This is a genomic window from Micromonospora sp. NPDC048170 (assembly GCF_040652795.1).
Classification (GTDB): Bacteria; Actinomycetota; Actinomycetes; order Mycobacteriales; family Micromonosporaceae; genus Micromonospora.
The window spans coordinates 24,875-48,991 of sequence record NZ_JBEZMR010000033.1; the positions used below are offsets into that span (position 1 = coordinate 24,875).

General features: G+C 74.3%; 20 protein-coding genes. 14 read left to right on the plus strand and 6 right to left on the minus strand.

Translation table 11 applies throughout. The features are described from left to right. Positions 1-249 precede the first annotated feature (249 nt). Positions 250-1,722: a hypothetical protein gene (locus AB0D32_RS28170; RefSeq protein ID WP_357096641.1), complete on the minus strand. Its 1,473-nt coding sequence runs from the start codon at positions 1,720-1,722 to the stop codon at positions 250-252. 67 nt (positions 1,723-1,789) lie between these two features. On the opposite strand from AB0D32_RS28170, the gene AB0D32_RS28175 reads away from it, so the two are divergent. Next, positions 1,790-3,097, plus strand: coding sequence for a WG repeat-containing protein (locus AB0D32_RS28175; protein ID WP_357096644.1), 1,308 nt, complete (start codon positions 1,790-1,792; stop codon positions 3,095-3,097). Between the two features lie 58 nt (positions 3,098-3,155). Beyond that, positions 3,156-4,154, plus strand: coding sequence for an aldo/keto reductase family protein (locus tag AB0D32_RS28180; RefSeq protein ID WP_357096647.1), 999 nt, complete (start codon positions 3,156-3,158; stop codon positions 4,152-4,154). A gap of 79 nt (positions 4,155-4,233) precedes the next feature. On the opposite strand, the gene AB0D32_RS28185 is transcribed toward AB0D32_RS28180, so the two are convergent. Both AB0D32_RS28185 and AB0D32_RS28190 read right to left on the minus strand, forming a co-directional pair. Beyond that, positions 4,234-5,031, minus strand: coding sequence for a site-2 protease family protein (locus tag AB0D32_RS28185; RefSeq protein WP_357096650.1), 798 nt, complete (start codon positions 5,029-5,031; stop codon positions 4,234-4,236). After that, positions 5,031-5,231, minus strand: a complete 201-nt coding sequence (locus AB0D32_RS28190) for a hypothetical protein (protein ID WP_357096653.1) — start codon at positions 5,229-5,231, stop codon at positions 5,031-5,033. Before AB0D32_RS28190 ends, AB0D32_RS28185 begins: the two co-directional genes overlap by 1 nt. Positions 5,232-5,433: 202 nt before the next feature. Here AB0D32_RS28190 and AB0D32_RS28195 point away from each other — a divergent pair, with 202 nt between their 5' ends. From AB0D32_RS28195 to AB0D32_RS28215, 5 genes are all read left to right on the plus strand, one after another. Then, positions 5,434-5,634 carry a hypothetical protein gene (locus tag AB0D32_RS28195; RefSeq protein ID WP_357096656.1) on the plus strand — a complete coding sequence of 67 codons (201 nt, stop codon included), beginning with the start codon at positions 5,434-5,436 and terminating at the stop codon, positions 5,632-5,634. A gap of 59 nt (positions 5,635-5,693) precedes the next feature. After that, the gene (locus tag AB0D32_RS28200; RefSeq protein ID WP_357096659.1) at positions 5,694-7,676 is read left to right on the plus strand and encodes a protein kinase; all 1,983 of its coding nucleotides are present in this window, start codon (positions 5,694-5,696) and stop codon (positions 7,674-7,676) included. Between the two features lie 49 nt (positions 7,677-7,725). After that, entirely contained in the window at positions 7,726-9,693 is a 1,968-nt protein-coding gene (locus AB0D32_RS28205) for a bifunctional adenosylcobinamide kinase/adenosylcobinamide-phosphate guanylyltransferase (RefSeq protein ID WP_357096662.1), read from the plus strand. Further along, positions 9,683-10,456, plus strand: coding sequence for an adenosylcobinamide-GDP ribazoletransferase (cobS, locus tag AB0D32_RS28210; protein ID WP_357096665.1), 774 nt, complete (start codon positions 9,683-9,685; stop codon positions 10,454-10,456). Before AB0D32_RS28205 ends, cobS begins: the two co-directional genes overlap by 11 nt. Positions 10,457-10,522: 66 nt before the next feature. Further along, positions 10,523-11,818: a DUF2314 domain-containing protein gene (locus tag AB0D32_RS28215; RefSeq protein WP_357096669.1), complete on the plus strand. Its 1,296-nt coding sequence runs from the start codon at positions 10,523-10,525 to the stop codon at positions 11,816-11,818. Positions 11,819-11,833: 15 nt separating this feature from the next. Here AB0D32_RS28215 and gcvT read toward each other — a convergent pair whose 3' ends face one another. Beyond that, on the minus strand, positions 11,834-12,970 hold the full coding sequence (gene gcvT / locus AB0D32_RS28220; protein ID WP_357096672.1) for a glycine cleavage system aminomethyltransferase GcvT: 1,137 nt from the start codon (positions 12,968-12,970) through the stop codon (positions 11,834-11,836). A gap of 161 nt (positions 12,971-13,131) precedes the next feature. Here gcvT and AB0D32_RS28225 point away from each other — a divergent pair, with 161 nt between their 5' ends. Further along, positions 13,132-14,703, plus strand: coding sequence for a leucyl aminopeptidase (locus AB0D32_RS28225; RefSeq protein WP_357096675.1), 1,572 nt, complete (start codon positions 13,132-13,134; stop codon positions 14,701-14,703). A 70-nt stretch (positions 14,704-14,773) separates the two neighbouring features. Here AB0D32_RS28225 and AB0D32_RS28230 read toward each other — a convergent pair whose 3' ends face one another. Beyond that, positions 14,774-15,103 carry a hypothetical protein gene (locus AB0D32_RS28230; RefSeq protein ID WP_357096677.1) on the minus strand — a complete coding sequence of 110 codons (330 nt, stop codon included), beginning with the start codon at positions 15,101-15,103 and terminating at the stop codon, positions 14,774-14,776. 178 nt (positions 15,104-15,281) lie between these two features. On the opposite strand from AB0D32_RS28230, the gene lpdA reads away from it, so the two are divergent. The 4 genes from lpdA to AB0D32_RS28250 all read left to right on the plus strand — a co-directional run bounded on the left by lpdA (position 15,282) and on the right by AB0D32_RS28250 (position 21,099). Continuing rightward, positions 15,282-16,673: a dihydrolipoyl dehydrogenase gene (gene lpdA, locus AB0D32_RS28235; RefSeq protein ID WP_357096680.1), complete on the plus strand. Its 1,392-nt coding sequence runs from the start codon at positions 15,282-15,284 to the stop codon at positions 16,671-16,673. 66 nt (positions 16,674-16,739) lie between these two features. Further along, a complete protein-coding gene (gene sucB / locus AB0D32_RS28240; RefSeq protein ID WP_357096682.1) occupies positions 16,740-18,536 on the plus strand; it encodes a 2-oxoglutarate dehydrogenase, E2 component, dihydrolipoamide succinyltransferase in 1,797 nt (598 codons plus the stop codon). Between the two features lie 156 nt (positions 18,537-18,692). After that, entirely contained in the window at positions 18,693-20,024 is a 1,332-nt protein-coding gene (locus tag AB0D32_RS28245) for a low temperature requirement protein A (protein ID WP_357096685.1), read from the plus strand. Positions 20,025-20,178: 154 nt separating this feature from the next. Further along, entirely contained in the window at positions 20,179-21,099 is a 921-nt protein-coding gene (locus tag AB0D32_RS28250) for an LLM class flavin-dependent oxidoreductase (protein ID WP_357096687.1), read from the plus strand. Positions 21,100-21,240: 141 nt separating this feature from the next. On the opposite strand, the gene AB0D32_RS28255 is transcribed toward AB0D32_RS28250, so the two are convergent. Continuing rightward, complete coding sequence (locus AB0D32_RS28255; protein WP_357096690.1) at positions 21,241-22,785, minus strand: glycosyltransferase family 39 protein; 1,545 nt, start codon at positions 22,783-22,785, stop codon at positions 21,241-21,243. A 112-nt stretch (positions 22,786-22,897) separates the two neighbouring features. Between AB0D32_RS28255 and AB0D32_RS28260 the strand changes: the two genes are divergently transcribed. Beyond that, positions 22,898-23,149 carry a hypothetical protein gene (locus AB0D32_RS28260; RefSeq protein WP_357096693.1) on the plus strand — a complete coding sequence of 84 codons (252 nt, stop codon included), beginning with the start codon at positions 22,898-22,900 and terminating at the stop codon, positions 23,147-23,149. Between the two features lie 50 nt (positions 23,150-23,199). Then, positions 23,200-24,099: a TIGR01777 family oxidoreductase gene (locus tag AB0D32_RS28265; RefSeq protein ID WP_357096696.1), complete on the plus strand. Its 900-nt coding sequence runs from the start codon at positions 23,200-23,202 to the stop codon at positions 24,097-24,099. The last annotated feature ends 18 nt before the right edge of the window (positions 24,100-24,117 follow it).

Below are 24,117 nucleotides of genomic sequence, written 5' to 3' on the forward strand. Positions count from 1 at the left end.
ACATCCCGGATACGCGCCGCCGCCCCGCGATGTACCGGCCGCCCAGGACGCCCCCGAGTCGTACGTTTCCGGACCGGAAACTCCGACACCTCGCGATGCCGACACGGGCTCTCCGGATCCACGTGTCGCCGACCCGGAGACCTCCGACCTCCGCGCCAGCAATGCAGAGACCTCCGAGCCGCACACGGCCCATACGCAGACCCGCGAGCCACGAACGGTCAACGCCAAACCCTCCGAGCCCCGCACGGCCTACGCGGAGACCTCCAAGCCGCACACGGCCCACGCGAAGACCTCCGAGCCACCACACACGGTCCCCGTGGAAACCCCCAAGCCACACACGGCCCAGGTGGAAACCTCCGAGCCGCACACGGCTGGCCCCGAGCCATTGGCCGCACGCACGGACAGGCCCGTCACGACACTCCCGCCCGAACTGGTCGAACGGGTGCCGGGCACCTCGGCTGAGCCCACGAGTGGAACGCCATGGTTGTCACCGGGGGCTTTTGACGTACCTGACGTTCCACTCGCCACGGTCGACCCACGCCCGGTGTCGGCGCCGCCCGTCAGCACCGCGATGTCGGTGTCAGCACCACCGGTCTCCCCCGTCGTCGATTCTTCGACGGGACCGGCAGAAGCGTCCTGGACCGGGTCCACCGTCCAGACGCCGACCGGGACGAGCGAGCCGGCCCAGGAAACGGGCGAGCCGGTCCAGGGGACGACCGAGCCGATCCAGGGGACGAGCGAGACGGTCCAGGCCGCACCCACATCACGGCCGGTCTCCGCGCCACCAGCCCAGCCGGTCTCCGCGCCACCAGCCCAGCCGGTCTCCGCGCCGCCCGTGGCGTCCGCTTGGTACACGCCCGCGCAGGACACCTCCGTTGCTGCCGCGCCGCAGGCCGAACCGGTGTCCGCCCCGCCCATCGAGCCGGTCTCCGCACCGCCTGCCGGAACGGCACCGGCCTCGCCGACCACCCCTCCCGTCGCATCGCCGGCACCGCAGGCTGTCGTCGCACCGCCGGCACCGCAGCCTGCCTCCGCACCTGCCACACACCTCATGCCGGCACCGCTGACCCGGCCCGTTTCCGCGCCACCGGCGGCCTCAGCACCGCTTACGGGCACCTTGCCGGCACCGTCCACTCCCGAGCCACCGAGGCAGCCGGTGTCCGTGCCGCCCGCACGGCCCATCTCGACCCCGTCGGCGCAGCCGGTGTCGTCGGCGCCCTGGGCACGGTCTGCCCCGTCGCCGTCGGCGCACGATGTCTCCGCCCAGTCCGAGGGCACCGTGCCGGCACAGCCGGTATCCGCACCGCTGGTTCCACTGTCGACGACGCATGCTGCATCCGCGCCGTCCACGGACGTGCCGACGCCACCCACCGCCACACCACCCGCCGCCGCACCACCAGTGGCCACACCGCCAGCTCCACCGACAACGGCACAGGCAGCACCCACGCCGTCTCCAGACGTGCCGGCGCCACCCACCACCACGCCACCCGCCGCCCCACCAGTCGCCACGCCGCCGGCTCCACCGACAACCACGCAGGCTGCATCCTCGCCGCCCATGCAGGTGCCGACCTGGCCGAGGTCCACGCCACCGCCCGCCGCCACACCACCCGCCGCCGCGCCGCCCATTGCCACGCCGCCCGCCGCCGCATTGTCAGATGGGCAGGTGCCAGCGACGGAGGCGGAATGGTTCACCGCACCGAACACCGCCGAACCAAGCACCACCGGGCCGCATGAGGCCGGAAAACGCGACGCCGGAACGCGAGACGCCGGATCCCGAGAAGCCGGGCGGTTGAGCGCGGCGCAGGGTGATCCGGAGCAGGTGCTGGCGAGCTACCGCTGGCGGCTCGATCCCGCGATCCTGCGGGAGATCGTGGAGGAGCCGGACGAGTTCCGGACGATCCGACGGCGCCTGACCGAGAAGCTGGGTGCGGCCGTGGACAACAAGTCGCGCGCCCGGCTGCTCAGTTTGCGGGCGGTGGTGTCCCGGATTCTCGGCGAGTTGGACGACGCCCTCGCGGACGGTCGGCTCGCGCTCACGTACGCCGAGGCCACCGGGGAGTTGCGGCGTACGGCGGTGGCCCAGGCGCGGCTGGCGCACGTGCTGCGCTGGCGCCGCGAGTTCGCCGAGGCTGACCGGCTCTTCGCCGAGGCCAACTCCACCGAGTTGCCCGAGCGGCTGCGCGCGGTGCTGCACGAACACGCCGGACGGTCCTGTTACGACCAGGGCCGGCTGATGGAAGCGTGTCACCACTTCGAGCGGGCCCTGGACCTGCGCGGCAACGAGGACCCCGAGTTGCAGGCCCGGATCCGGCTGAGCCTGGACGCGGTGGCGGGGCGGATCGCGGCGACGGGCTTCGGGCCGTACCCCCGCAGCCGGGAAGAGGTGCTGGAGCGGGACCGGCCCCCGGTTCCGGCCCGCGACGGCGACCTGTGGGGTTTCTCCGACCCGAACGGTGACATGGTCATCGCGGCCGAGTACGCGCAGGCGCAGCCGTTCCACGACGGGCTGGCCTGGGTGCGGCGCCCGGAGACCGAGCGGTGGTCGCTGGTGGACCGCGCCGGCACCACGGTGCTCGGACCGTCGTACCCGGTGGTCCGCCCGTTCTCCGACGGGCTGGCCTGGGTGTCCGACGGCGGCGACGCCGGCTGGGTGGCGGTCGACGACACCGGCGAGGTGGTCGTGCCGCACGGCTTCGCGGACGTACGCCCGTTCCGGCGCGGCGTGGCCGTGGTCCGTCGGGACGGCTGGGGCGCGGTCGACCGCAACGGCCGGATCGTGGTGCCAACCCGGCACCACGGGTTCGCCACCGTCCTGGCCGACGGCCGGTACGTCGAGGGTTTCACCGACGAGGGGCTGGCCGTGGTGGACCTGGCTGGCCGGCACGGCGTGGTGAACCGGGCCGGGAAGGTGCTGGTCCCGCCCACCCATCCGGCGCTGGTCATCCACCCGGTCGCGTTCCTGGTGGGCGACGGCACCGGCCGGTGGGGTGCGCTCGACCGCCGGGGTGAGCCGCTGATCGATCCGGTGCACCGCGACCGCGACGAGGTCCTCGCCGAGATCGAGCGGCTGCTCGTCGACACCAGCCCCGTGCTCTGAGCGACACCGGGCCCCGCCGCGAGAGGTGGGCATGATCCGAACGGGCTAGGGTCGGGGCATGGAATTCCGTCACCTGGGCCGTTCCGGCCTGCTGGTCAGCGAGATCTCGTACGGCAACTGGATCACCCACGGCTCCCAGGTCGAGGAGGACGCGGCGTTCGCCTGCGTCCGGGCCGCCCTGGACGCCGGCATCACCACCTTCGACACGGCCGACGTGTACGCGGCCACCCGCGCCGAGGACGTGCTGGGTCGCGCCCTGGAGGGCGAGCGGCGCGAGGGGCTGGAGATCTTCACCAAGGTGTACTGGCCCACCGGGCCGGGCCGCAACGACCGGGGCCTGTCCCGCAAGCACATCATGGAGTCGATCAACGGCTCCCTGCGCCGGCTGCGCACCGACTACGTGGACCTCTACCAGGCCCACCGGTACGACTACAGCACGCCGCTGGAGGAGACGATGGAGGCGTTCGCCGACATCGTGCACTCCGGCAAGGCGCTCTACATCGGTGTCTCCGAGTGGAAGGCGTCGCAGATCCGCGAGGCCCACCAGCTCGCCCGGCAGCTGCACGTCCCGTTGGTCTCCAACCAGCCGCAGTACTCGATGCTCTGGCGGGTCATCGAGTCCGAGGTCGTCCCCACCAGCGAGGAGCTGGGCGTCGGGCAGATCGTCTGGTCGCCGATCGCGCAGGGCGTGCTCTCGGGCAAGTACCTGCCGGGCCAGCCGCCGCCGGCCGGTTCCCGCGCCACGGACGAGAAGTCGGGCGCGGGCTTCATCTCCCAGTTCATGACCGACGACGTCCTGACCCGGGTGCAGCGGCTCAAGCCGCTGGCCGAGCAGGCCGGGCTGAGCATGGCGCAGCTCGCCGTCGCCTGGGTGCTGCAGAACCCGAACGTCTCCTCGGCGATCGTCGGCGCCTCCCGCCCGGAGCAGGTGCACGACAACGTCAAGGCGGCCGGCGTGAAGCTCGACGCCGACCTGCTCAAGGCGATCGACGAGATCGTCGACCCGATCGTCGAGCGCGACCCGGCCCGCACGGAGTCTCCCGCCGAGCGTCCGTGACGCTCGCGGCCCGGCCGGCACCGCAAGGCGACCGGCCGGGCCCGCAGGACGCCGGCCGGGCCGGACGAGACGAACCGGGTCAGCCCTGCCAGAAGCGGATCAGGTCCAGGCCGAGGGAGTAGAGCCACGGGGGCAGGCCGAGGAAGTCGCCGACGGCGAAGACGGCGTCGAAGAACCAGCGGCCGATCCGCGGGTTCCACAGCAGCGCGAACAGCAGGATGAAGCCGAACGGGGCGAACAGGTCGTACATCTTGCGCCACTGCGGGTTCAACCACGGCTGGATCATGTTGCCGCCGTCGAGGCCGGGCACCGGAAGCAGGTTGAGCACACTCGCGGTGAGCTGGAGGAACGCCAGCAGCGCCACGGCCGCCCAGAACTCGACCGGCCCGCCGCCGGCCGCGCCGAGGCGTACGGCGAGCACCAGGACGAGCGTGAACAGCACGTTGGTGGCGGGGCCGGCCAGGCTGACCAGGGTGTGCCGCAGCCGCCCCGGAATGGCGTGCCGGTCCACCCAGACCGCCCCGCCGGGCAGGCCGATGCCGCCGAGCAGCACGACCGCCACCGGCAACGCGATCGACAGCAGCGGGTGGCTGTACTTCAGCGGGTTGAGTGTCAGGTAGCCCCGGTGGGCGACGCTGCGGTCGCCGGCCCGGAACGCGACGACGGCGTGGGCGTACTCGTGCAGGCAGAGCGAGACCAGCCAACCGGAAACGACGAAGAGGAACACGTCGAGCCGGACGTTGCCGAACCTGTTCCAGGTGAGCACCCCGCTGGTCACGAAGAGCGCGACGAGGGCGAGGAAGACCGGGCTGGGCCGGAACGCCGCCCGGGGCACGCCGAGCACCAGCGGCTCGCCCCCCGGGCGGTCGCCGGCCATCACTCCGCCGTGGGCAGCAGGCTCATGCGGTATTCCACCCGGTCGTCCTCGACGAGCGCGACCGAGGTGACGCCGGACGCCGCGAGCTCCCGCCAGGCCTGACCGATCCAGGACTCGGCATCCGCCTGGCTGCCGAACGACTCCGTCGGCCCCTCGACCGACTCGCCGTTCGCGCCCTCGTACCGCCAGCTCCACGCCATGCCGCGTCTCCCCTCGCCGCTGATGTCCCGTGGGACGAACCCCCGCCAGCGTAGTCGGCCGGGCGCGGGGCGGCCCGACATCCGTCCGCCGGGGGCGCACCGCCCGGGTCACGCAGGGTTTCCCGGCCTCTGGCCGGGTATGGGCCTGCTGAGGCACGGCGGGGCGGTCGTGGACCGCCGACGGGGCCCGGAGGGGGCGACGATGGACCATTCGCTGCACGACAAGGACACCGAGACGCTGCGGGGGATCGCGGTACGCGGCGGCATCGTGGGGGCCGAGGACATGGAACGGGAGGATCTGCTCAACGCCCTCATCGCCCGCCCCGGCGAGGGCGCCTGGCAGGAGGACTCGAAGCCGGCGGCGGTCAACCCCAACGACTTCCAGTACCAGACACCCCGGTAGGACCGTCGCCCGCCAGCCGGGCGGCCCACCGTGTCCCGCCCGACCGGTACGGTGTCGCGGTGCTGACTCGAGGAGTGGTGCTGAGCGACCGCTACCGGCTGGACGAGCGGGTGGCGACCGGCGGCATGGGGGCGGTCTGGCGGTGCACCGACATCATGCTCGAACGCGAGGTGGCGGTGAAGGTGCTGCTGCCGGCGTTGAGCGCCGATCCCGAGTTCACCAGCCGGTTCCGGGCCGAGGCGCGGATGCTGGCGGCGCTGCGCCACCCGGGCGTGGTCGCGGTGCACGACGTGGGCCGCTCCGGCCTCACCGACGGCAGCCAGGCCGACTACCTGGTGATGGAGTACGTCGACGGCCAGCCGCTCAGTTCCTGGCTGCGGCGCGCGGGGCGGCTCGACCCGGCGTCGACCATGTCGGTGGTGGCGCAGGCCGCCGAGGCGCTGCACACGGCCCACCTCGCCGGCATCGTGCACCGGGACGTGAAGCCGGGCAACCTGCTGGTGAAGGCCGACGGCCGGGTGGTGCTCGTCGACTTCGGCATCGCCCGCTCCGGCACCACGGCGGGCATCACCGCCGCCAACGTGATGCTCGGCACCGCCTCGTACATGTCGCCGGAGCAGGCCGCGAACCAGCCGGTCTCGCCGGCGACGGACGTCTACGCGCTCGGCGCGGTGGCGTACTTCTGCCTGACCGGTCAGCCGCCGTTCGACGGTGACAACCCGCTCCAGGTGGCGCTGCGGCACCTCCAGGAGGAGCCGCCGCCGCTGCCGCCCGGCATTCCTGCGGCGGTGGCCGCGCTGGTGGAGCAGGCGATGGCGAAGCGCCCCGGCGACCGGTTCCCCGACGCGGCGGCGATGGCCGACGCCGCCGCCGGGGCGCGCGACGCGACCCTGGCCGTGGTCCCGGAGTCCGCCCGTCCGCCGTGGGCCGTCGCCGGACCGGCCCCGGCGGCACAGGCCGCCTCGGGAACAGACCCTGGTGGCGCCCCCGCCGCGGCGGTTCCCCCGGCCGTCCTCAGGACGGATCCGGGCGGCACCCCGGCCGCCGGTCCCGCCGTGTCGCCCGCCCACAGCGGGCCGATCGCACCGCCGGATCCGTGGGCACCACTGCCGCCCGTCTCCCCCGCACCGCCGCGCCCCGTCTCCGGCGGTACGCGTCCCGTGCCGGCCACGGGGTCGCCCTTCCCGCCCGCCGCCGTGCTGCCCGTTCCCGCCGCCGCTCCGGTGCCCGCCGGGCCACCTCCTGCGGGCGGCCCGTTCGCCCAGCTGGGACCGGACACCGGGAGCAACACCTGGGGGTCGGTCCCGCCGACCCGGGAGGACCCGGTCGAGCCGCAGCCTGCCCGGCGGCGCCGGGCCGCGTTGCTGGGCGCGGCGGCCACCGTGTTCGTGGTGCTGGCCGCAGTGGTGGGGACGACCGTCGCCCTCTCCGGCGACGACCCCGCCGGCGGGAACGTGCCGGCGGCGCTGACCGGCGAGCCCAGGCCGGCGGATTCGGCCGGCGCGGCCGTGGACGACGGCAAGGGCGAACTCCGCGTCGGCCCCTCGCCGACGGCCACCCGTTCGCCGGCTCCGTCGGCGTCGGGCACTCCGTCCGCGGCGTCGCCCGACCGCTCCCCGGCCCCGACGGCCGGCGGCGGCGAGCCGACCGTGACCGCTCCGGGGCGGCCCAGTACCGCCCCGACGACCAGCCAGCCGGCGAAGCCGAACCCGTACACGCCCGTCCAGGCGTGCGGCAGCGGGTACAAGGTGATCGACTCAGCTTCGCTGACCGCCTCGGGCACCCGGAAGGGCAGGGTCTATCTGCTCTACCACGCCGGCACCGGCAACAACTGCGTGGTCACGATGAAGGAGACCTCGGTCGGCTCGGCGACGGCCGCCTCGGCGTGGCTGGAGGTGCAGGGACGCGCGCGCAGCACCGACAGCGGATCGTTCGCGTACTACGCCGGGCCGGTGCGGGCCAAGGCCCCCGGGGTCTGCGTCAAGTGGGGCGGGTCCACCGGCGGGGCCAGCTACGGCAGCGGGTTCGAACACTGCGGCTGAGCCCGGCCCACGGGAGGCCGCCCCCTGACGCTGGCTCTAAAGTACGGGCATGTCCGTTGACGGGTGGAACACGGTCCTGGTGCTCGGCGGTATCCGGTCCGGAAAGTCCGAGTTCGCCGAGTCCCTGGTCGCCGACGCGCCGACGGTCCGCTACGTGGCCACGGCCGCCGACGCGCCCGCCGACGACGTCGAGTGGGCGGCCCGGCTGGCGGCGCACCGCGCCCGCCGACCGGAGACCTGGACCACCGAGGAGACCGCGGACGACCCGCGCCGCCTCGCGGACGTGATCGCCTCCGCCGGGCCGAACGAGACGCTGCTCGTCGACGACCTCGGCGGCTGGGCGACCGTGCTGCTCGACCCGGCCCACCAGCCGGCGGACGACACCGCCACCATCGCCGAACTGGCGGCGGCGGTCCGCGCCTGCGCGGCCCGGCTGGTGCTGGTCAGCCCCGAGGTCGGGCTCTCGCTGGTGCCCACCACCCCGCTCGGCCGGGCCTTCACCGACGCGCTCGGCGCGGCCAACCGGGCGGTCGCCGACGCCTGCGACACCGTCGTCCTCGTGGTCGCCGGCCAGGCGGCCTGGCTGAAGCCGGGCGCCCCGCGGCCCGCCACGGTGCCCGCGCAGGCCGCCCCCACGCAGCCTGCTGCGGTCGCGGCGCGCGGCACGGGCGAGCCGGTGACCGCGTCGGCGCCCTCCCCGGAGGTGCTCACCCCCGGCCCGTCGCCGGCACCGGCCGCACCCGCGACGGGCGGCACCGCCTGGGCCGCCCCGACCCTGGCGCTGCCCGTGGTCGCCACGGGCCTGGTCATCCAGCCCGGCATGGATCTGCCCATGCCCGACGAGCACGCCGGCCCGCAGGCGGTCGAGCGCCTCGCCACCCTGGACGTGCCCGGGGCGGGGCTCGGCGTGCTGGAGCGGGCGGTCGGGTTCGCCGCCGCCACCCAGGGCACCGTCACACCGGCCCCGTGGGGCCAGGTGCGGGTGCTGCTGCTGCACGGCGACCACCTCGGCGACGCCGCCGCCGGCACCGTGGAGGGCGAGTCGACGCGCCGGGCCGCCCAGGCCCGCGCCGGCCGGGGGGCGCTGGCCCGCCTGGCCGCCGAGAGCGGCGCCGAACTCCAGGTGGTCCCGGCCCCGGCGGCCGCGCCGATGGAGGTCGAGCCGACGCTGACCGGCGAGCAGGTCGAGGACGCCCTGCGCTACGGCTGGCGGCTCGCCGAGGAGGCCGCCGACGCGGGCGTACGACTGCTGGTGCTCGGGGCGTGCGGCGCCGGCACCGAGGCCGCCGCGGCGGCGGTGCTGGTGGCGACGACGGGCGCCGAGGCACCCGCCGTGCTCGGGCGGGTGACCACCGACTCGGGCGAGATCGACGACGCGGCCTGGATGAGGCGGTGCGCGGCGGTGCGGGACGCCCTGCACCGGACCCGGAACTCGCCGCGCGGCGCCAAGGACGTGCTGGCCGAACTGGGCGGCGGCGACATCGCGGTGGCCACCGGCGTCCTGCTCGGTGCCACCGCCCGCCGGATGCCGGTCATGCTCGACGGGCCGGTCGGCGTGGCCGCCGCCATGGTCACCCGCGACCTGGCCGGGCAGGCCCGGCACTGGTGCCTGCTCGCCGACCACGGCGGGCACCCCGCAGTCCGGCTCGGCGCCGAGGTGCTCGGCCTGACTCCGCTGCTCGACCTGCGGCTCGACCTGGGCGAGGGCGCGAACGCGCTGGCCGCGCTGCCGCTGCTGCGTTCGGTGCTGGCGCTGGCCGCCGCGCTGCCGACGCACCCGTCGCTCGGCGGCGACGAGGACCACGAGCCGGAGACCGCACCAAACGCCGACGAGCCCGACTTCCGCGAACCGGGACCCGCCGGTCCGGGGCCGACCAGCACCGAACCCGACTTCCGCACGGCGGAGCCGGCCGGCACCGAGCCCGACTTCCGCGAACCGGAGCCTGCCGGCCCGGGCCCGACCAGCACCGGGTCGGAGACGGAACCCGTGGACCCGTCCGGTCGGCGTGCCGGCTGAGTCGCGGCTCGCCGACGGGGCACGGCTGGCGCTGACCACCTTCACCACCCTGCCGGTACGCGCCGGTCGCATCGACCGGTCGGTGGCGGGTACGGCGATGGCGCTCGCCCCTGCGGTCGGCGCGCTGCTCGGCGTCGTCCTCGCCGGGATCCTGCTGCTCCCGGGCGCTCTCGCGCCCCCGCTGGTCGCGGCGGCGGTGACCGTCGGCGCCGGGGCGCTGCTCACCCGCGGGCTGCACCTGGACGGGCTGGCCGACACCGTGGACGCGCTGGGGTCGTACCGGCGCGGGGCGGACGCGCTGGAGATCATGAAGAAGCCGGACGTGGGCCCGTTCGGGGTGGTCGCGCTGGTGGTCGTACTCCTGGTGCAGACCGCCGCCCTCGCGGAGTTGGCGGGACGGTCGTGGCCGGCTGCGCTCGCGGCGGTGGTCGCCGCGACGGCCGCCGGCCGGTTCGGGGTGGCGGTGGCCTGCCGGCGCGGGGTGCCGCCCGCCCGCCCGGAGGGGCTCGGCGCACTGGTCGCGGGCACCGTCGGGCCGGTCGCGCTGGCCGCCGGGGCGGTCGCCGTCGCGCTGCCGGCGCTCGCGGCCGTGCCGGGCCGCCCGTGGCAGGGGCCGCTCGCCGTCGCCGCCGCGCTCGCCGTCGCGGTGGGGCTGCTGCGACACGTGGTACGCCGGCTCGGCGGCGTCACCGGCGACGTGCTCGGTGCGACCGTCGAGGTGGTCACCACGCTGGTCTACCTGGGACTGGTGCTGTCCAGCTGAACCGGGCAGGCCGCGACGGGTAGCGTTCTCCCACGACAGCACCGGCGCGGCCCACCGGGGGACGACATGCTCATCACGGACGACTTCATGCCCGTACCGGTTCCGGAGTCGCTGAGCGCGACCTACCTGGTGCCCATGACGGGGCTGCCGAAGGTGAGCGCGAAGACCGCCGTGGCGGGGCTGACCGGCCGGCTGGCCGAGCCGGTGCACGGGCTGGCGCGGCAGATGCTCGACAGTCCGCTGATGAGCGTGGACACCCAGCCGATCTCCGAGTTCCCCGAGCTGCCGCCGGACCTGCTCACCGCCTTCGGCGCCACCGAGGCCCAGCTGGCCCGGCTGGCCGCCGCGAGCCACCTGGTCGTGGTGCAGGCCGAGTACCGGCCCGGCTGGCCGCCGGCCCACGAGTGGGCGGCCCGGGCGGTGGCCGCGGCCGTCGCCGAGTCCGTCGACGGCGACGTGGTGGACGTCTTCGGCCTCCAGTTCCTCGACCCGGCGACGGCGCTGCGCTCGCTCCCCGACGAGCAGGGGCGGATCCGGCTGGTCGACTGGGTGCTGGTGCCCTACTCCTCCGACGCCGAGGGGCTCTGGTTCACCACGAAGGGGCTGCGCCGCTTCGGGCTGCTGGAGTTGCAGACCCAGGGCGTGCCGGACCACCTGACCCGGGCCTGGGGTGCGGTGATGACCGGTGCCGCCCGGCGGCTGCTGCGGGACTGGACCGACGGGCTCTCCGGCGAGGAGGTGCCCGCGTTCGTGCAGCTGCCGGTGCTGGCCACGGTGACCGGGCACGACATCGCCGTGGCGTACGGCAATCCGGAGCAGCACGGGGCGACGGCGCCGGTGCTGCTGCGGCTGGAGCTGGACCCGGCCACCGACCCGGACGCCGACTCGTTCCTCAGCCTGCGCCCGCCCGCCGGGCACGCGGGGCCGGACGGCCGCTACTACGCCGCCGCCTGCGCCACCCTCTTCGCCGGCATCCAGCCGGACGTGCGCTACGCCCGGCCGGGCGACGCGATGAGTAGGGCGGTCGCCACCGCCCGGGCCGCGCTGGGCGACATCCGGGCCCGGTTCCTCGCCGGCCAACTCCCGCCCGAGGCGCAACTGGTGGTGAAGTACGGCCTGCCCGGCGACGACGGCCCGGAGCTCGTCTGGGCCGGGGTGACGTCGTGGGACACGCCGGAGCGGATCGTGGCCGCCAGCGCCTCCGACGCCGACACCGACCCCACCGTGCGCATCGGCTCGCCCGTGGTGGTGGAGGCCGCCGACGTCGTCGACTGGGCCGTGCTCGACGGCACCGGCGTCATCGAGGGCGGCTGGACCCAGGCCGTCCTCGACGCCGGTGAACGCCCCCACCCCCCACTCTGACCCTTTGGGGTGGGGTTATCGGACCGAGGGGGTTACGAACGGGGGGCGGGTCAGGCGCATCTGGGCGCGGCGGCCACGGATGTCGACCTCGACCAGGTCGCCGTCGGCGAGCTTCGGGGCGGTGTCCAGCAGGGCCAGGGCGATGCCCTGCTTCCTGGTCGGCGAGAACGTGCCGCTGGTGACCGTGCCGACCTGCGCGTCGCCGACGTGCACCGTCATGCCGGGGCGCGGGATCGCCCGGTCGACCGCCTCCAGGCCGCGCAGCGTACGCCTCGGGCCGGCGGCCTTCTCCGCGAGCAGCGCGTCGCGGCCCCAGAAGGCCGGCTTGTCCCAGCCGACCGCCCAGCCGGAGCGCGCCTGCACCGGGGTGATCTCCAGCGACAGGTCCTGGCCGTGCAGCGGATACCCCATCTCGGTGCGCAGGGTGTCCCGGGCGGCCAGCCCGCAGGCGCGCAGGTCGAAGCCCGCCGCGAAGAGCGCGTCCCAGACCGCGACGGCGTGCCCGGCCGGCATCACCAGCTCGTAGCCCAGCTCCCCGGTGTAGCCGGTGCGGCACACGGTCAGCTCGACCGGGCCGGAGGCGGCGGCCAGGGTCGCGGCGGAGAAGCTCATGTAGTCGTGCCCGGTGGGCAGGCCCAGCGCGTCGAGCAGCTCGGCCGAGCGCGGCCCCTGCACGGCGAGGACGCCGTACGCCTCGTGCTCGTCGGTGACCGTGACCGACGGCGGGGCGGCGGCGCGGAGCCGACGCACCACCTCGGCGGTGTTCGCGGCGTTCGGGATGAGGAAGACGTGGTCGTCGTCGTGCAGGTAGGCGATGATGTCGTCCACCACGCCGCCGGTGGCGTCGTCGCAGCAGAGGGTGTACTGCGCCCGGCCCGGCCCGATCCGACCCAGGTCGTTGCTGAGGCAGGCGTTGACGAACTCGGCCGCCCCCGGCCCGGTCAACCGCGCCTTGCCCAGGTGGGAGACGTCGAAGACACCCACCCCGGTCCGCACCGCGGTGTGCTCCTTGAGCACGCCGCCCCCGGCGTACTCCAGCGGCATCTCCCAGCCACCGAACGGGGCGAACTTGGCGCCGAGAGCGGTGTGCCGCTCGTGCAGCGGAGAACGGCGCAGTCGGGTCGCGGCGGCGTCGGAGGTCACGTCGGTCATGGGTGGGAACTTACCGGGAGCTGGGCGGCTGGTTAGCATCGGCGGGACCCGCCGGAGCTGTCGGCGGGACAGCCCCGACCTCCGGCAGGTACGTTCCGCCGGAGACCTTCATCGCCGGTACGCGACGACGCGACCGGCCCGGCCCGCCCGGAGTAGCTTCAGTGACATCGCCCAGCACCACCCTGAGCCTGGTCGACACCGACCCCGCCGAACTCACCGTCGACGCGATCGTGATCGGCGTGCACAGCCAGACCGGAGAGCAGGACGCCACGAGCGGCCTCGCCGGGACCCTGCTGCTGGCCAGCGGCGCGGAGAGCATCGCCGCCGCCTTCGACGGCAGGCTGACCGAGACGCTGGCCCTGCTGGGCGCGACCGGTGGCCCCGGCGAGGTGATCAAGCTGGCCACGTTGGGCACCGTGACCGCCCCGGTGGTCGCCGCCGTCGGGCTCGGCCCGGAGCCGACCGGCGCCGCCCCCGCCCCGGAGACCCTGCGCCGGGCCGCCGGCGCGGCAGTGCGGGCGCTCGCGGGCGCGCCGCGGGTGGCGCTCGCGCTGCCGCTGCCGGACGACGCCGACGCGCCGGCCGCGCTGCGCGCGGTGGCGGAGGGCGCGCTGCTCGGCGGCTACCGCTTCGCCGGCTACAAGACCCGGCCGCAGCCGTCCCGGCGCGAGCCGGTGGCCGAGGTGCTGGTCGCCGTGCCGGACGCCGGTGACGCCGGCGCGCAGGCCGAGATCGCCCGCGCCCAGGCGGTGGGCGGCGCGGTCCGGCGCAGCCGGGACTGGGTCAACACCGCCCCCAACGAGCTGCGCCCGCCGTCCTTCGCCGACTCGGTGGCGGTCGCCGCCCGGGAGGCCGGCCTGACGGTGGAGGTGCTCGACGAGGCCGCGCTGGCCGCCGGCGGGTACGGCGGCATCATCGCCGTCGGGCAGGGCTCGGAGGCCCCGCCGCGGCTGGTGAAGCTGACGTACACCCCGGCCGGCGGCGGCAACGGCAAGCGGGTGGCGCTGGTCGGCAAGGGCATCACCTTCGACACCGGCGGCATCTCGATCAAGCCGGCGCAGGGCATGTGGGAGATGAAGTCCGACATGGCGGGCGCAGCCGCGGTGGGCGCGGCCATGCTGGCGATCGCCGAGCTCAAGCCGTCGGTGGCCGTGACGGCGTACCTGCCGATGGCGGAGAACATGCCGTCCGGGCGGTCGTACCGGCCGGGTGACGTGATCACCATGTACAACGGCAAGAAGGTGGAGGTGCTCAACACCGACGCCGAGGGCCGGATGGTCCTCGGTGACGCGATGGCGCGGGCCTGCGAGGACGGCTGCGACTACCTCTTCGAGACGTCCACCCTCACGGGCGGGCAGGTCATCGCGCTGGGCAAGCGGATCGCCGGGGTGATGGGCACCCCCGAGCTGTGCGAGCGGGTGCGCACCGCCGGCGACGCGGTCGGCGAGCCGGCCTGGCCGATGCCGCTGCCGGACGACGTGCGTAAGGGCATGGACTCCGAGGTGGCCGACATCTCCCAGGTCAACGCCGGCATGGACCGCGCCGGGCACATGCTCCAGGGCGGGGTGTTCCTGCGGGAGTTCGTCACCTCCGACGTCGCCTGGGCGCACATCGACATCGCCGGGCCGGGCTACCACTCGGGCGAGCCGACCGGCTACTGGACCAAGGGCGGCACGGGCGTGCCCGTGCGCACGCTCGTCCAGCTCGTGGAGGACGTCGCCACCAACGGCTGACGTACGCGGAAAAAGGGCCCCTCGTCGAGGAGGGGCCCTTTTCCGTTCGCCTGGCCGGCGCGGCCTCGGCTCAGAACAGCTCCGGGCGGCGCTTGCGGCGCTCGTTGTAGTCGCGCATGCGCTGCGGGTAGCCCATCAGCGCCACGTCGTAGACCGGGATGCCCATCCGGTACGCGAAGCGGCGGGCGCCGTCGGGGCCGTCGATGCGCCGGCGGGTCCACTCCCCATCGTCGGCGATCAGCATGACCGTGGTCTCGGTGACGGTGGTCCGCGGCTCGATGTACGCCTCGACCCCGCGCCGGCTGCGGACGAAGCCCTCGAGGTGCTCCAGGTCCGCGCGGTCGGCGGCCCGGTCGAGGCTGACCGCCCGCGCCTTCTTGCGTCGCCGGAACAGTCCCACCGAACGCCTCTCCTTCCGTCCGTCATCGAAGCAGGTGCCAAGCGTACGTGCCACGGACGTGTCGTTGGGCACCTCAGTACGCGGGCGGCGGGCGGTGGTGACAAGATGACCGAGGTGGGGTGTGCCCGTGTTGCCCCTCCGTGACCCCCGAAGCAGCGACGCGACCTGGGAGTTGGACGTGAGCGAGCCGAACGACGCAACCTTCGACATCGTCATCCTCGGAGGTGGCAGCGGCGGCTACGCGACCGCCCTGCGCGCCGTCCAGCTGGGCCTGACGGTCGCGCTGGTCGAGAAGGGCAAGCTCGGCGGGACCTGCCTGCACAACGGCTGCATCCCGACCAAGGCGCTGCTGCACGCGGCCGAGATCGCCGACCAGACCCGCGAGTCGGAGCAGTTCGGTGTCAAGGCCGAGCTGGTGGGCATCGACATGGCGGCGGTCAACTCGTACAAGGACGGCGTGGTCTCCCGGCTCTACAAGGGCCTGCAGGGCATGCTCAAGGGCAACAAGGCGATCACCATCGTCGAGGGCCACGGCAAGCTGGTCGGCAAGAACGTCGTCGAGGTCGACGGCAAGCGCTACACCGGCCGCAACGTCGTGCTGGCCTCCGGCTCGTACGCCAAGAGCCTGCCCGGCCTGGAGGTCGACGGCGAGCGGGTGATCACCAGTGACCACGCCCTCACGCTCGACCGGGTCCCGGCCTCGGCGATCGTGCTCGGCGGCGGCGTGATCGGTGTCGAGTTCGCCAGCGTGTGGAAGTCCTTCGGGGTGGACGTCACGATCATCGAGGCGCTCCCCCGGTTGGTCGCGGCCGAGGACGAGGAGTCCTCGAAGGCGCTGGAGCGGGCGTTCCGCAAGCGGAAGATCAACTTCAAGGTCGGCAAGCCGTTCGAGAAGGTCGAGAAGACCGACAAGGGCGTCAAGGTCACCATCGCCGGCGGCGAGACCATCGAGGCGGAGCTGCTGCTGGTCGCCGTCGGCCGCGGCCCGAACACCGCCGACCTCGGCTACGAGCAGCAGGGCGTCAAGATGGACCGCGGCTACGTGCTGACCGACGAGCGGCTGCGCACCAGCGTGCCGAACGTCTACGCGGTCGGCGACATCGTGCCCGGCCTCCAGCTCGCCCACCGGGGCTTCCAGCAGGGCATCTTCGTCGCCGAGGAGATCGCCGGCCAGAACCCGGCCGTCATCGACGAGGCCGGCATCCCCCGGGTCACCTACTCCGACCCGGAGCTGGCCTCCGTCGGCCTGACCGAGGCGAAGGCCAAGGAGCAGTACGGCGCCGACAAGGTCAAGAGCTACAACTACAACCTGGGCGGCAACGGCAAGAGCCAGATCCTCAAGACGGCCGGCTTCGTCAAGCTCGTCCGGGTGGAGGACGGCCCCGTCGTCGGCGTGCACATGGTCGGCGCCCGGGTCGGCGAGATGGTCGGCGAGGCGCAGCTCATCTACAACTGGGAGGCGTACCCGGCCGAGGTGGCGCAGCTCGTGCACGCCCACCCGACGCAGAACGAGGCACTGGGCGAGGCGCACCTGGCGCTCGCCGGCAAGCCGCTGCACGCACACGCCTGATCACGAAAACCGCGGCGTCCGGCGACGGGCGATGATCCCACCAGGGGAATGAAGGAGTCTTTGAAGATGCCGGTATCGGTCACCATGCCCCGGCTCGGTGAGAGCGTCACCGAGGGCACCGTCACGCGCTGGCTCAAGCAGGAGGGCGACACCGTCGAGGTCGACGAGCCCCTGCTCGAGGTGTCGACCGACAAGGTCGACACCGAGATCCCGTCCCCGGCGGCGGGCGTGCTGAGCCGGATCGTGGTCGGCGAGGACGAGACCGCCGAGGTCGGCAGCGAGCTTGCCGTAATCGCGGGCGAGGGCGAGTCCGCCGGCGGCGGCGAGGCGGCCCCGCAGCAGGAGGAGCCGGCCGAGGAGGCCGCCGAGGCCGCCGAGGAGCCGCAGGCCGAGGCGGAGCAGCCGGCCGTCGAGGAGCCGCCGGCGCAGGCCCCGTCGGCGCCGTCGGGCGAGGGCACCCCGGTCAAGATGCCGGCCCTCGGCGAAAGCGTCACCGAGGGTACGGTCACCCGCTGGCTCAAGCAGGTCGGCGACACCATCGAGGTGGACGAGCCGCTGTTGGAGGTCTCCACCGACAAGGTCGACACCGAGATCCCGTCGCCGGTGGCCGGCACTGTCCTGGAGATCAAGGTCGCCGAGGACGAGACCGCCGCGGTCGGCGCCGACCTGGCGGTGATCGGTGCCGCCGGCGGCGCCCCGGCGAAGCCGGAGCCCAAGGCCGAGCCGAAGCCGGAGCCGAAGGCAGAGGCGAAGCCCGAGCCGAAGCCGGAGCCCAAGGTCGAGGAGCCGACCCCGGGCGTTTCGTACAACGAGCCGTCGGCGGAGGCCGAGACCTCGGCGCAGCCCGCGCAGGCCGAGCAGAAGGCTGTGCCGTCGGCCCCACAGCGCCCGTCGGCGCCCGCCCAGGGCGGCGAGGAGGCCGCCGGCTACGTGACCCCGCTGGTGCGCAAGCTGGCCAGCGAGCACGGCGTCGACCTCTCCTCGGTCAACGGCACCGGCGTCGGCGGCCGGATCCGCAAGCAGGACGTGCTGGAGGCGGCGGAGAAGGCGAAGGCGGCCAAGGCCGCGCCGGCCCCGGCGCAGCAGCCCGCCGCCGCGGCGGCCCCGGCCAAGCCGGCCGCCAAGCCGCAGCCGAGCCCGAAGCGCGGCAGCACCGAGAAGCTGCCCCGGATCCGCGCGGTCATCGCCAAGCGGATGCACGAGTCGCTGCACGAGATGGCGCAGCTGACCACGGTGGTCGAGGTGGACGTCACCAAGGTCGCCAAGCTGCGGGCCCAGGCGAAGGAGTCGTTCCAGCAGCGGCACGGCGTGAAGCTGTCGTTCCTGCCGTTCTTCGCCCTGGCCGCGATCGAGGCGCTCCAGGCGTACCCGATCGTCAACGCCAGCATGGACCTCGGCGCCGGCACGATCACCTACCCGGCCTCGGAGCACCTCGGCATCGCCGTGGACACCGAGCGCGGCCTGATGGTGCCGGTGATCCACGGTGCCGGTGACCTCAACCTGGGCGGCATCGCCAAGCGGATCGCCGACCTGGCCGAGCGGACCCGGACCAACAAGATCAGCCCGGACGAGCTGGCCGGGGCGACCTTCACGCTGACCAACACCGGCAGCCGGGGCGCCCTCTTCGACACCCCGATCGTGCCGTCGCCGCAGTCGGCGATGCTCGGCACGGGTGCCGTGGTCAAGCGGCCGGTCGTGGTCAACGACCCGGAGCTGGGCGAGGTCGTCGCCGTCCGGTCGATGGTCTACCTGGCCCTGTCGTACGACCACCGGATCATCGACGGCGCGGACGCCGCCCGCTTCCTGGTCGCGATCAAGGAGCGGCTGGAGTCGGGCAGCTTCGAGGCGGAGCTCGGCCTGTAGTTCCCCGCGTACGGCACGAAGGGCGCCCCGGTCACCGATCGGGGCGCCCTTCGCCGTCCGGCCCGTCCGCCGCGGAACGTGCCCGGCCGGGCTGCCCGCCGTCGGGCTGACCCGATTCCGGCCCGGCCGCAGCAGTGCGCTGCCAGAGTGGAAAAGGTGGGTGGCATCCGGTGGCGCGAGCGGCTGGGACCGGCCGTCTCGATCGCCCCCGGCGCCCGGGTCGACCGGTTCGAGGTCTTCTTCGACCTGGTCTTCGTCTTCTCGTTCTTCATCATCACCCGGACCACCGCCGCCGACATCTCCGGTTGGCGACTGGGGCACGCCCTGCTCGTGCTCGCCGTGCTCTGGTGGTGCTGGGTGGTGCACTGCGTGGTCGCCACCCGCGTCCGGCTCGGTGAGGGCTTCGTCCCGGTGCTGATGGTCATCGGCATGGCGGCGCTGTTCTGCTTCGCGGTCTCCCTTCCCCAGGCGTTCAGCGACGCGACCGACGTGGCCGCCGGACCGATGGTGGTCGCGCTCAGCTACGTGGTGATCCGGGGCGTGCACCTGGCGCTGTACTGGCACATCGCGCGGGAAAAGCCCGGCGAACGCCGGATGCTACTGAAGTACTCCCCGGAGGTGACGATCAGCACCCTGCTGCTCACGGCCGCCGCGCTGGTCCCGCCGCAGATCGACGACCCGGCCCGGGCCGCGATGCTGCGCGACGGGCTCTGGGTCAGCGTCGTCCTGCTCCAGTACGGCATGGGCCTCCTCGCCGGCGCCTGGGGCTGGACGGTGACCTCCGCCGAACACTGGACGGAACGCTACGACCTCATCCTGATCATCGCCCTGGGCGAGTCGGTGATCTCCGTCGGCGTCGGCAGCAACCTGCTCGGCCAGGCCCCGACGTGGTCGGCGGTCGCCGCGGCGGCGCTCGGCATCTTCGTCACGGCGGCCCTCTGGTGGGCGCACTACGACGTGATCGCACCGGCCGCCCGGATCGCCCTGCACGCGGCCGAGGGCCGGCCCCGGGTCTCCATGGCCCGGGACGCGTACGCGTACCTCCACCTGCCGATGATCGCCGGGATCATCCTGTTCGCCCTCGGCGCCGAGGAAGTCGTGCACCAGGTCGCCGATCCCGACGTGCCGGTCGCGGACCCGACGCACGGCCCCGGTGTCCTGCTGCTCTTCGGCGGGGTGATCGGCTACCTGTGCTCGAACATGCTGTTCCAGCTGCGCACCCTGCGCACCGTCTCCTGGACCAGGGTCGGCACGGTGCTCCTGCTCGCCGCCGCCATCCCGGCCGGCCAACGGCTGCCGGGGCTGGCCGCCCTCGCCCTGCTCACCGTCATCTGCGTCGGGCTGGTGGCGGTCGAGGCGGTGGTCATGGCGGACTCCCGGCGCGCGCTACGCGAACTGGTCTTCGAGGAGAAGACCAGTCACGAGGCACACGAGGCCGCCTGGCGGGCCCGCTGGCGTGAGCCCGCCCGGGACGAGCCGTCGACGTGACGCCCCGCGGCCGGGGGCGAGTTCCTCGGCGAGACGACCGGCCTCCTGACCCATGCCTGGGGGCTGGTCCGCCGCGGACCGTTCGGGGTCTGCCGGTAGCAGAATCGCCGCCGTCGGGCTTGGTCGGCGGGCCCGTGGCCGGCAGGGTGGGCGCATGGCGACCTTCACCCTCCAGGCGACCCCGTCCGACGGCCCGAGCTGGCTGGACCTGGCCCGGCGGGCCGAGGGCGCCGGCTTCGACGCGCTCTCCACAGCCGACCATCCCGGCGCGGCGGCGTCCCCGTTCGTCGCCCTGGCCGCCGCCGCGGCGGTGACCGAGCGGATCGGCCTGGGCTCGTACGTCTCCAACGCCGGCGTCCGCGAACCGATGCTGCTCGCCTCGGACGTGGCCTCCCTCGACCTGCTCTCCGGCGGGCGGGCCCGGTTCGGTCTCGGTGCCGGCCACACCCCGGCCGAGTGGCTCGCGGTCGGCCGGGAGCGCCCCGACGTGGCCGGTCGGGTACGCCGCTGCCTGGCCGTGGCCGAGGCCGTCCGCGCCCTGCTCGACGGCGAGGAGGTGACCGTCGACTCCCCCGACCTGGTCGTGCGGGGCGCGCGGCTGGACAAGCCACGTCCGGTGCAGCGGCGGATCCCGTTCACCCTCGGCACGGCGAACTCCGCGATGCTGCGCTGGGCCGGCGCGCACGCCGACGTGGTCGGGCTGTCCGGCCTGGGGCGTACGCTCCCCGACGGCTACGCGCACGAGGTGCGCTGGCGCGAGGCGGACATCGAGAAGCAGCTCGAGTGCGTCGCCACCGGTGCTGCCGGGCGGTCCGAGCCGCCGGTGCTGGAGGCCCTCGTGCAGCACGTCGTCGTCACCGACGATGCCGGGGCCGCCGCCGCGCCGATCGCCGAGGACACCGGCCTGAGCGTCGCCGAGCTGCTCGCGACGCCGTTCGTGCTGATCGGCACCGAGGACGAGATCGTCGCGGCGGTCGCCGCGCACCGGCGCCGCTGGGGCGTCACCCGCTTCGTCGTACGCAAGGACGCGCTGGACCCGCTCACGCCGGTCCTGCCCCGCGTGGCCGCCGACTGAGCGACTGCCGTTCGCTACGGGTCGGCCCGGTCAGTCGGTCGGACGCCTGGATGACTTTCTCGGTGCGTTCGTAGCTCCCGCGAGCAGGTTGCGGGTGGTGGCCGAGTCGTAGCCGACCGTGTCCCTCGGCGCGGCTTCCGGTCACCCGGCGTGACGCACCTCGGTCTCCCAGATGTCGGTCCACGGGCGGCGCAGGCCGCGGCACAGCCAGATCGGGCCGCCGTTCTCGTCGTTGTCCACGTCGACCCGTTGGTCCACCCGCCCGGCCAGCGTGACCTCGGTGAACCAGGCCCGCAGCCGGTCCGGCCGCTGCCACCCGACGGCGATCGCCACGTCGGCGCCGTCTGGCGGCCGACCGAAGTCGGCCATGCTGTTGTGCCCGGAGTACGCGGCGGGCAGCCCGCGTGCGGGGCCGTAGCGGGCGACGGCGCCCGCCTCGCCGTAGTTGCCGGTGAGGATGACGGCCCGGGCCTGTTCGTCGGCCGGCAGCTGGCGGTGCACGGCGGCGAGCGAGTCGGCGAACGCCGGCCAGCCGATCGTCTCGCCGGCGTCGTAGTTGACGGCCACGACGAAGTCGGGCAGCCGGTCGGCCGGCAGCGTGGGCAGCAGCAGGACGCCGTTGCTGGCGGCGGTGAGCAGCACGACGGCCGCCGGTAGCGCCCGTCGTGGCCGGCTTCGGGCCATCCAGCCGGCGGTGACCACCGCACCGGCGGCGGTGAGCACCAGCAGCAGCGGTGCGTCGTAGTAGCCCTTGCCTCCGGCCAGCAGGACGGTGGCGACGACCACCAGCCAGGCCCAGCCGAGCGCGCGGTAGGCCCGCCATTCGGCCCGGCGCAGCAGCGCGACGAGGCCGGCCACCCAGACCGGCACCACGAACGGGCTGATGATCACGAACTGGAGGAACAGCGCGTCGAGTCGGCCGCTGTAGGAGCTGTCACCACCAGAGATCGCCGCCGTGACCGACAACTGGGGGAACCCGTGCGTCGCCTGCCAGATCAGGGTGGGGGCGGCGAGCAGGACGAAGACGCCGGCAGCCAGCAGCACCCAGCGGTCCCGCAGCAGCCGGCGCGGCCCGGCGATCGCCAGCCCGGCCAGCAACCCCACGCCGAGCAACGCGGGCAGCAGCTTGTTGAACATGCCGGCGCCGAGCACCGCGGCGACCGCCAGCGCCCAGCGGGTGTCCCCGGTGCGCAGCAGCCGTACCACGAACAGCGCGGCGGCCAGCCAGACCAGCAGGTCGACGGTGGTGGTGCTGAGCAGGTGACCGCTGGCCAGGACGATGCCCGACGTGCCGCCCAGCAGTGCGGCGAGCGTCTGGGCGACCCGGCCGGCGCCGAACTGCCGGGCGATCGCCGCGACCAGCAGCACCGCGCCGCCGCCCATCAGTGCCGACGGGGTACGCAGGGCGAGCAGGCTGCCGGGTGCCACCGTGTCGGCCAGCCGGGCCAGGACGGGTGCCAGGGGCCCCTGGTCGACGTACCCCCAGTCGAGGTGGCGGCCGGCGAGCAGGAAGTACAGCTCGTCGCGGTGGTAGCCGTAGCGTGGTGCCAGTGCCAGCAGGACCACGGTGACCGCCCCGGCGACCAGCCACGGGCCGGTGGCGCGGGGGCCGGGTGTGGGCGTCGCCGGGTGCTTCCCGCCCGGCGTCTGGGTTTCCGGCGTCGTGGAAGTGGCCACGGTGACCATTGTCGACGATGACGGCGGTGGCCGGGAGCCCGCTTGCTGCCCTGGCAGGGATCCCGGCCCGGAATATTTTTGTCAGGAGGTCGCGCGGAATGGGTGGTGGTCACGGGCAGCGGTGGGTGCGTACCCGCTCTGGCTCTGCCGGAAATGCGCCGCGTCGTGGCCCTGCGCGCCGGCCCGGCTCGTCCTGCTCCGCGAACACCCGCACGACCGGGTGGCGCTGCTCGTCTACCTTGGCGGGCTGCTGCACGACGCGGCCGGCGAACTGCACCGGCTGAATCCGCACGACGGGCCGACGCCGGAGCAGCTCTTTGCCCGCTTCCTCGGCTGGGCTATCTCCCGCCGGTCGACGGGGGCAGGCGGGTGACTCGCACCGCTCGACACGGCCTGGTCCGCGCCGTACCCGAAGATATGAGCATGCGGATCCTCATGGCCGGCGCGTCCGGCTTCCTCGGCACCCGGCTGGTCGACCGACTCAGGGCGGACGGGCACCAGGTCACCCGGCTGGTCCGCCGGCCGCCACGCACCCCCGACGAGCGGCAGTGGAACCCGTCCGCCGCCCAGCTCGACCCGGCGGTGGTGGCGGAGGCGGACGCGGTGGTCAACCTGGCCGGCGCGGGCGTGGGCGACAAACGGTGGAACGACGGGTACCGGCAGCTGATCCGGTCCAGCCGGGTCGACACCACCACCACGCTGGCGATCACCATCGCCGGCCTGCCGCAGGGCGACCGGCCGAGGGCGCTGCTCAACGCCTCGGCGGTCGGCTGGTACGGCAACACCGGTGACCGGGCGGTCGAGGAGGACGCCCCGGCGGGCGAGGGCTTCCTGGCCGATGTCTGCCGGGTCTGGGAGGCCGCGACCCGGCCGGCCGAGGACGCGGGCGTACGCGTCGTGCGGCTGCGCACCGGACTGCCCCTGCACCGCGACGGCGGCCTGCTCAAGCCGCAACTGCTGCCGTTCAAGCTGGGGATCGCCGGCCGGCTCGGCAGCGGCCGGCAGTGGCTGCCGTGGATCTCGATGGTGGACTGGCTGGGCACCGTGCCGTTCCTGCTGGGCCGCGACGACGTCGTGGGGCCGGTCAACGTGGTCGGACCGGCCCCGGTGACCAACGCCGAGTTCACCCGCGAGCTGGCCCGGCAGCTGCACCGGCCGGCGATCTTCCCCATCCCGGCGCTGGCGCTGAAGGTGGCGCTCGGCGGCTTCGCCCACGAGGCGCTGACCAGCGCCCGCGTCCTGCCGGGGGTGCTCACCGAGGCCGGCTTCACCTACCGCCACGCCGACCTGGCCACCGCCCTGCACGCCGCCCTCGCCGACTAGCCACGGCGGCCGGGGGAT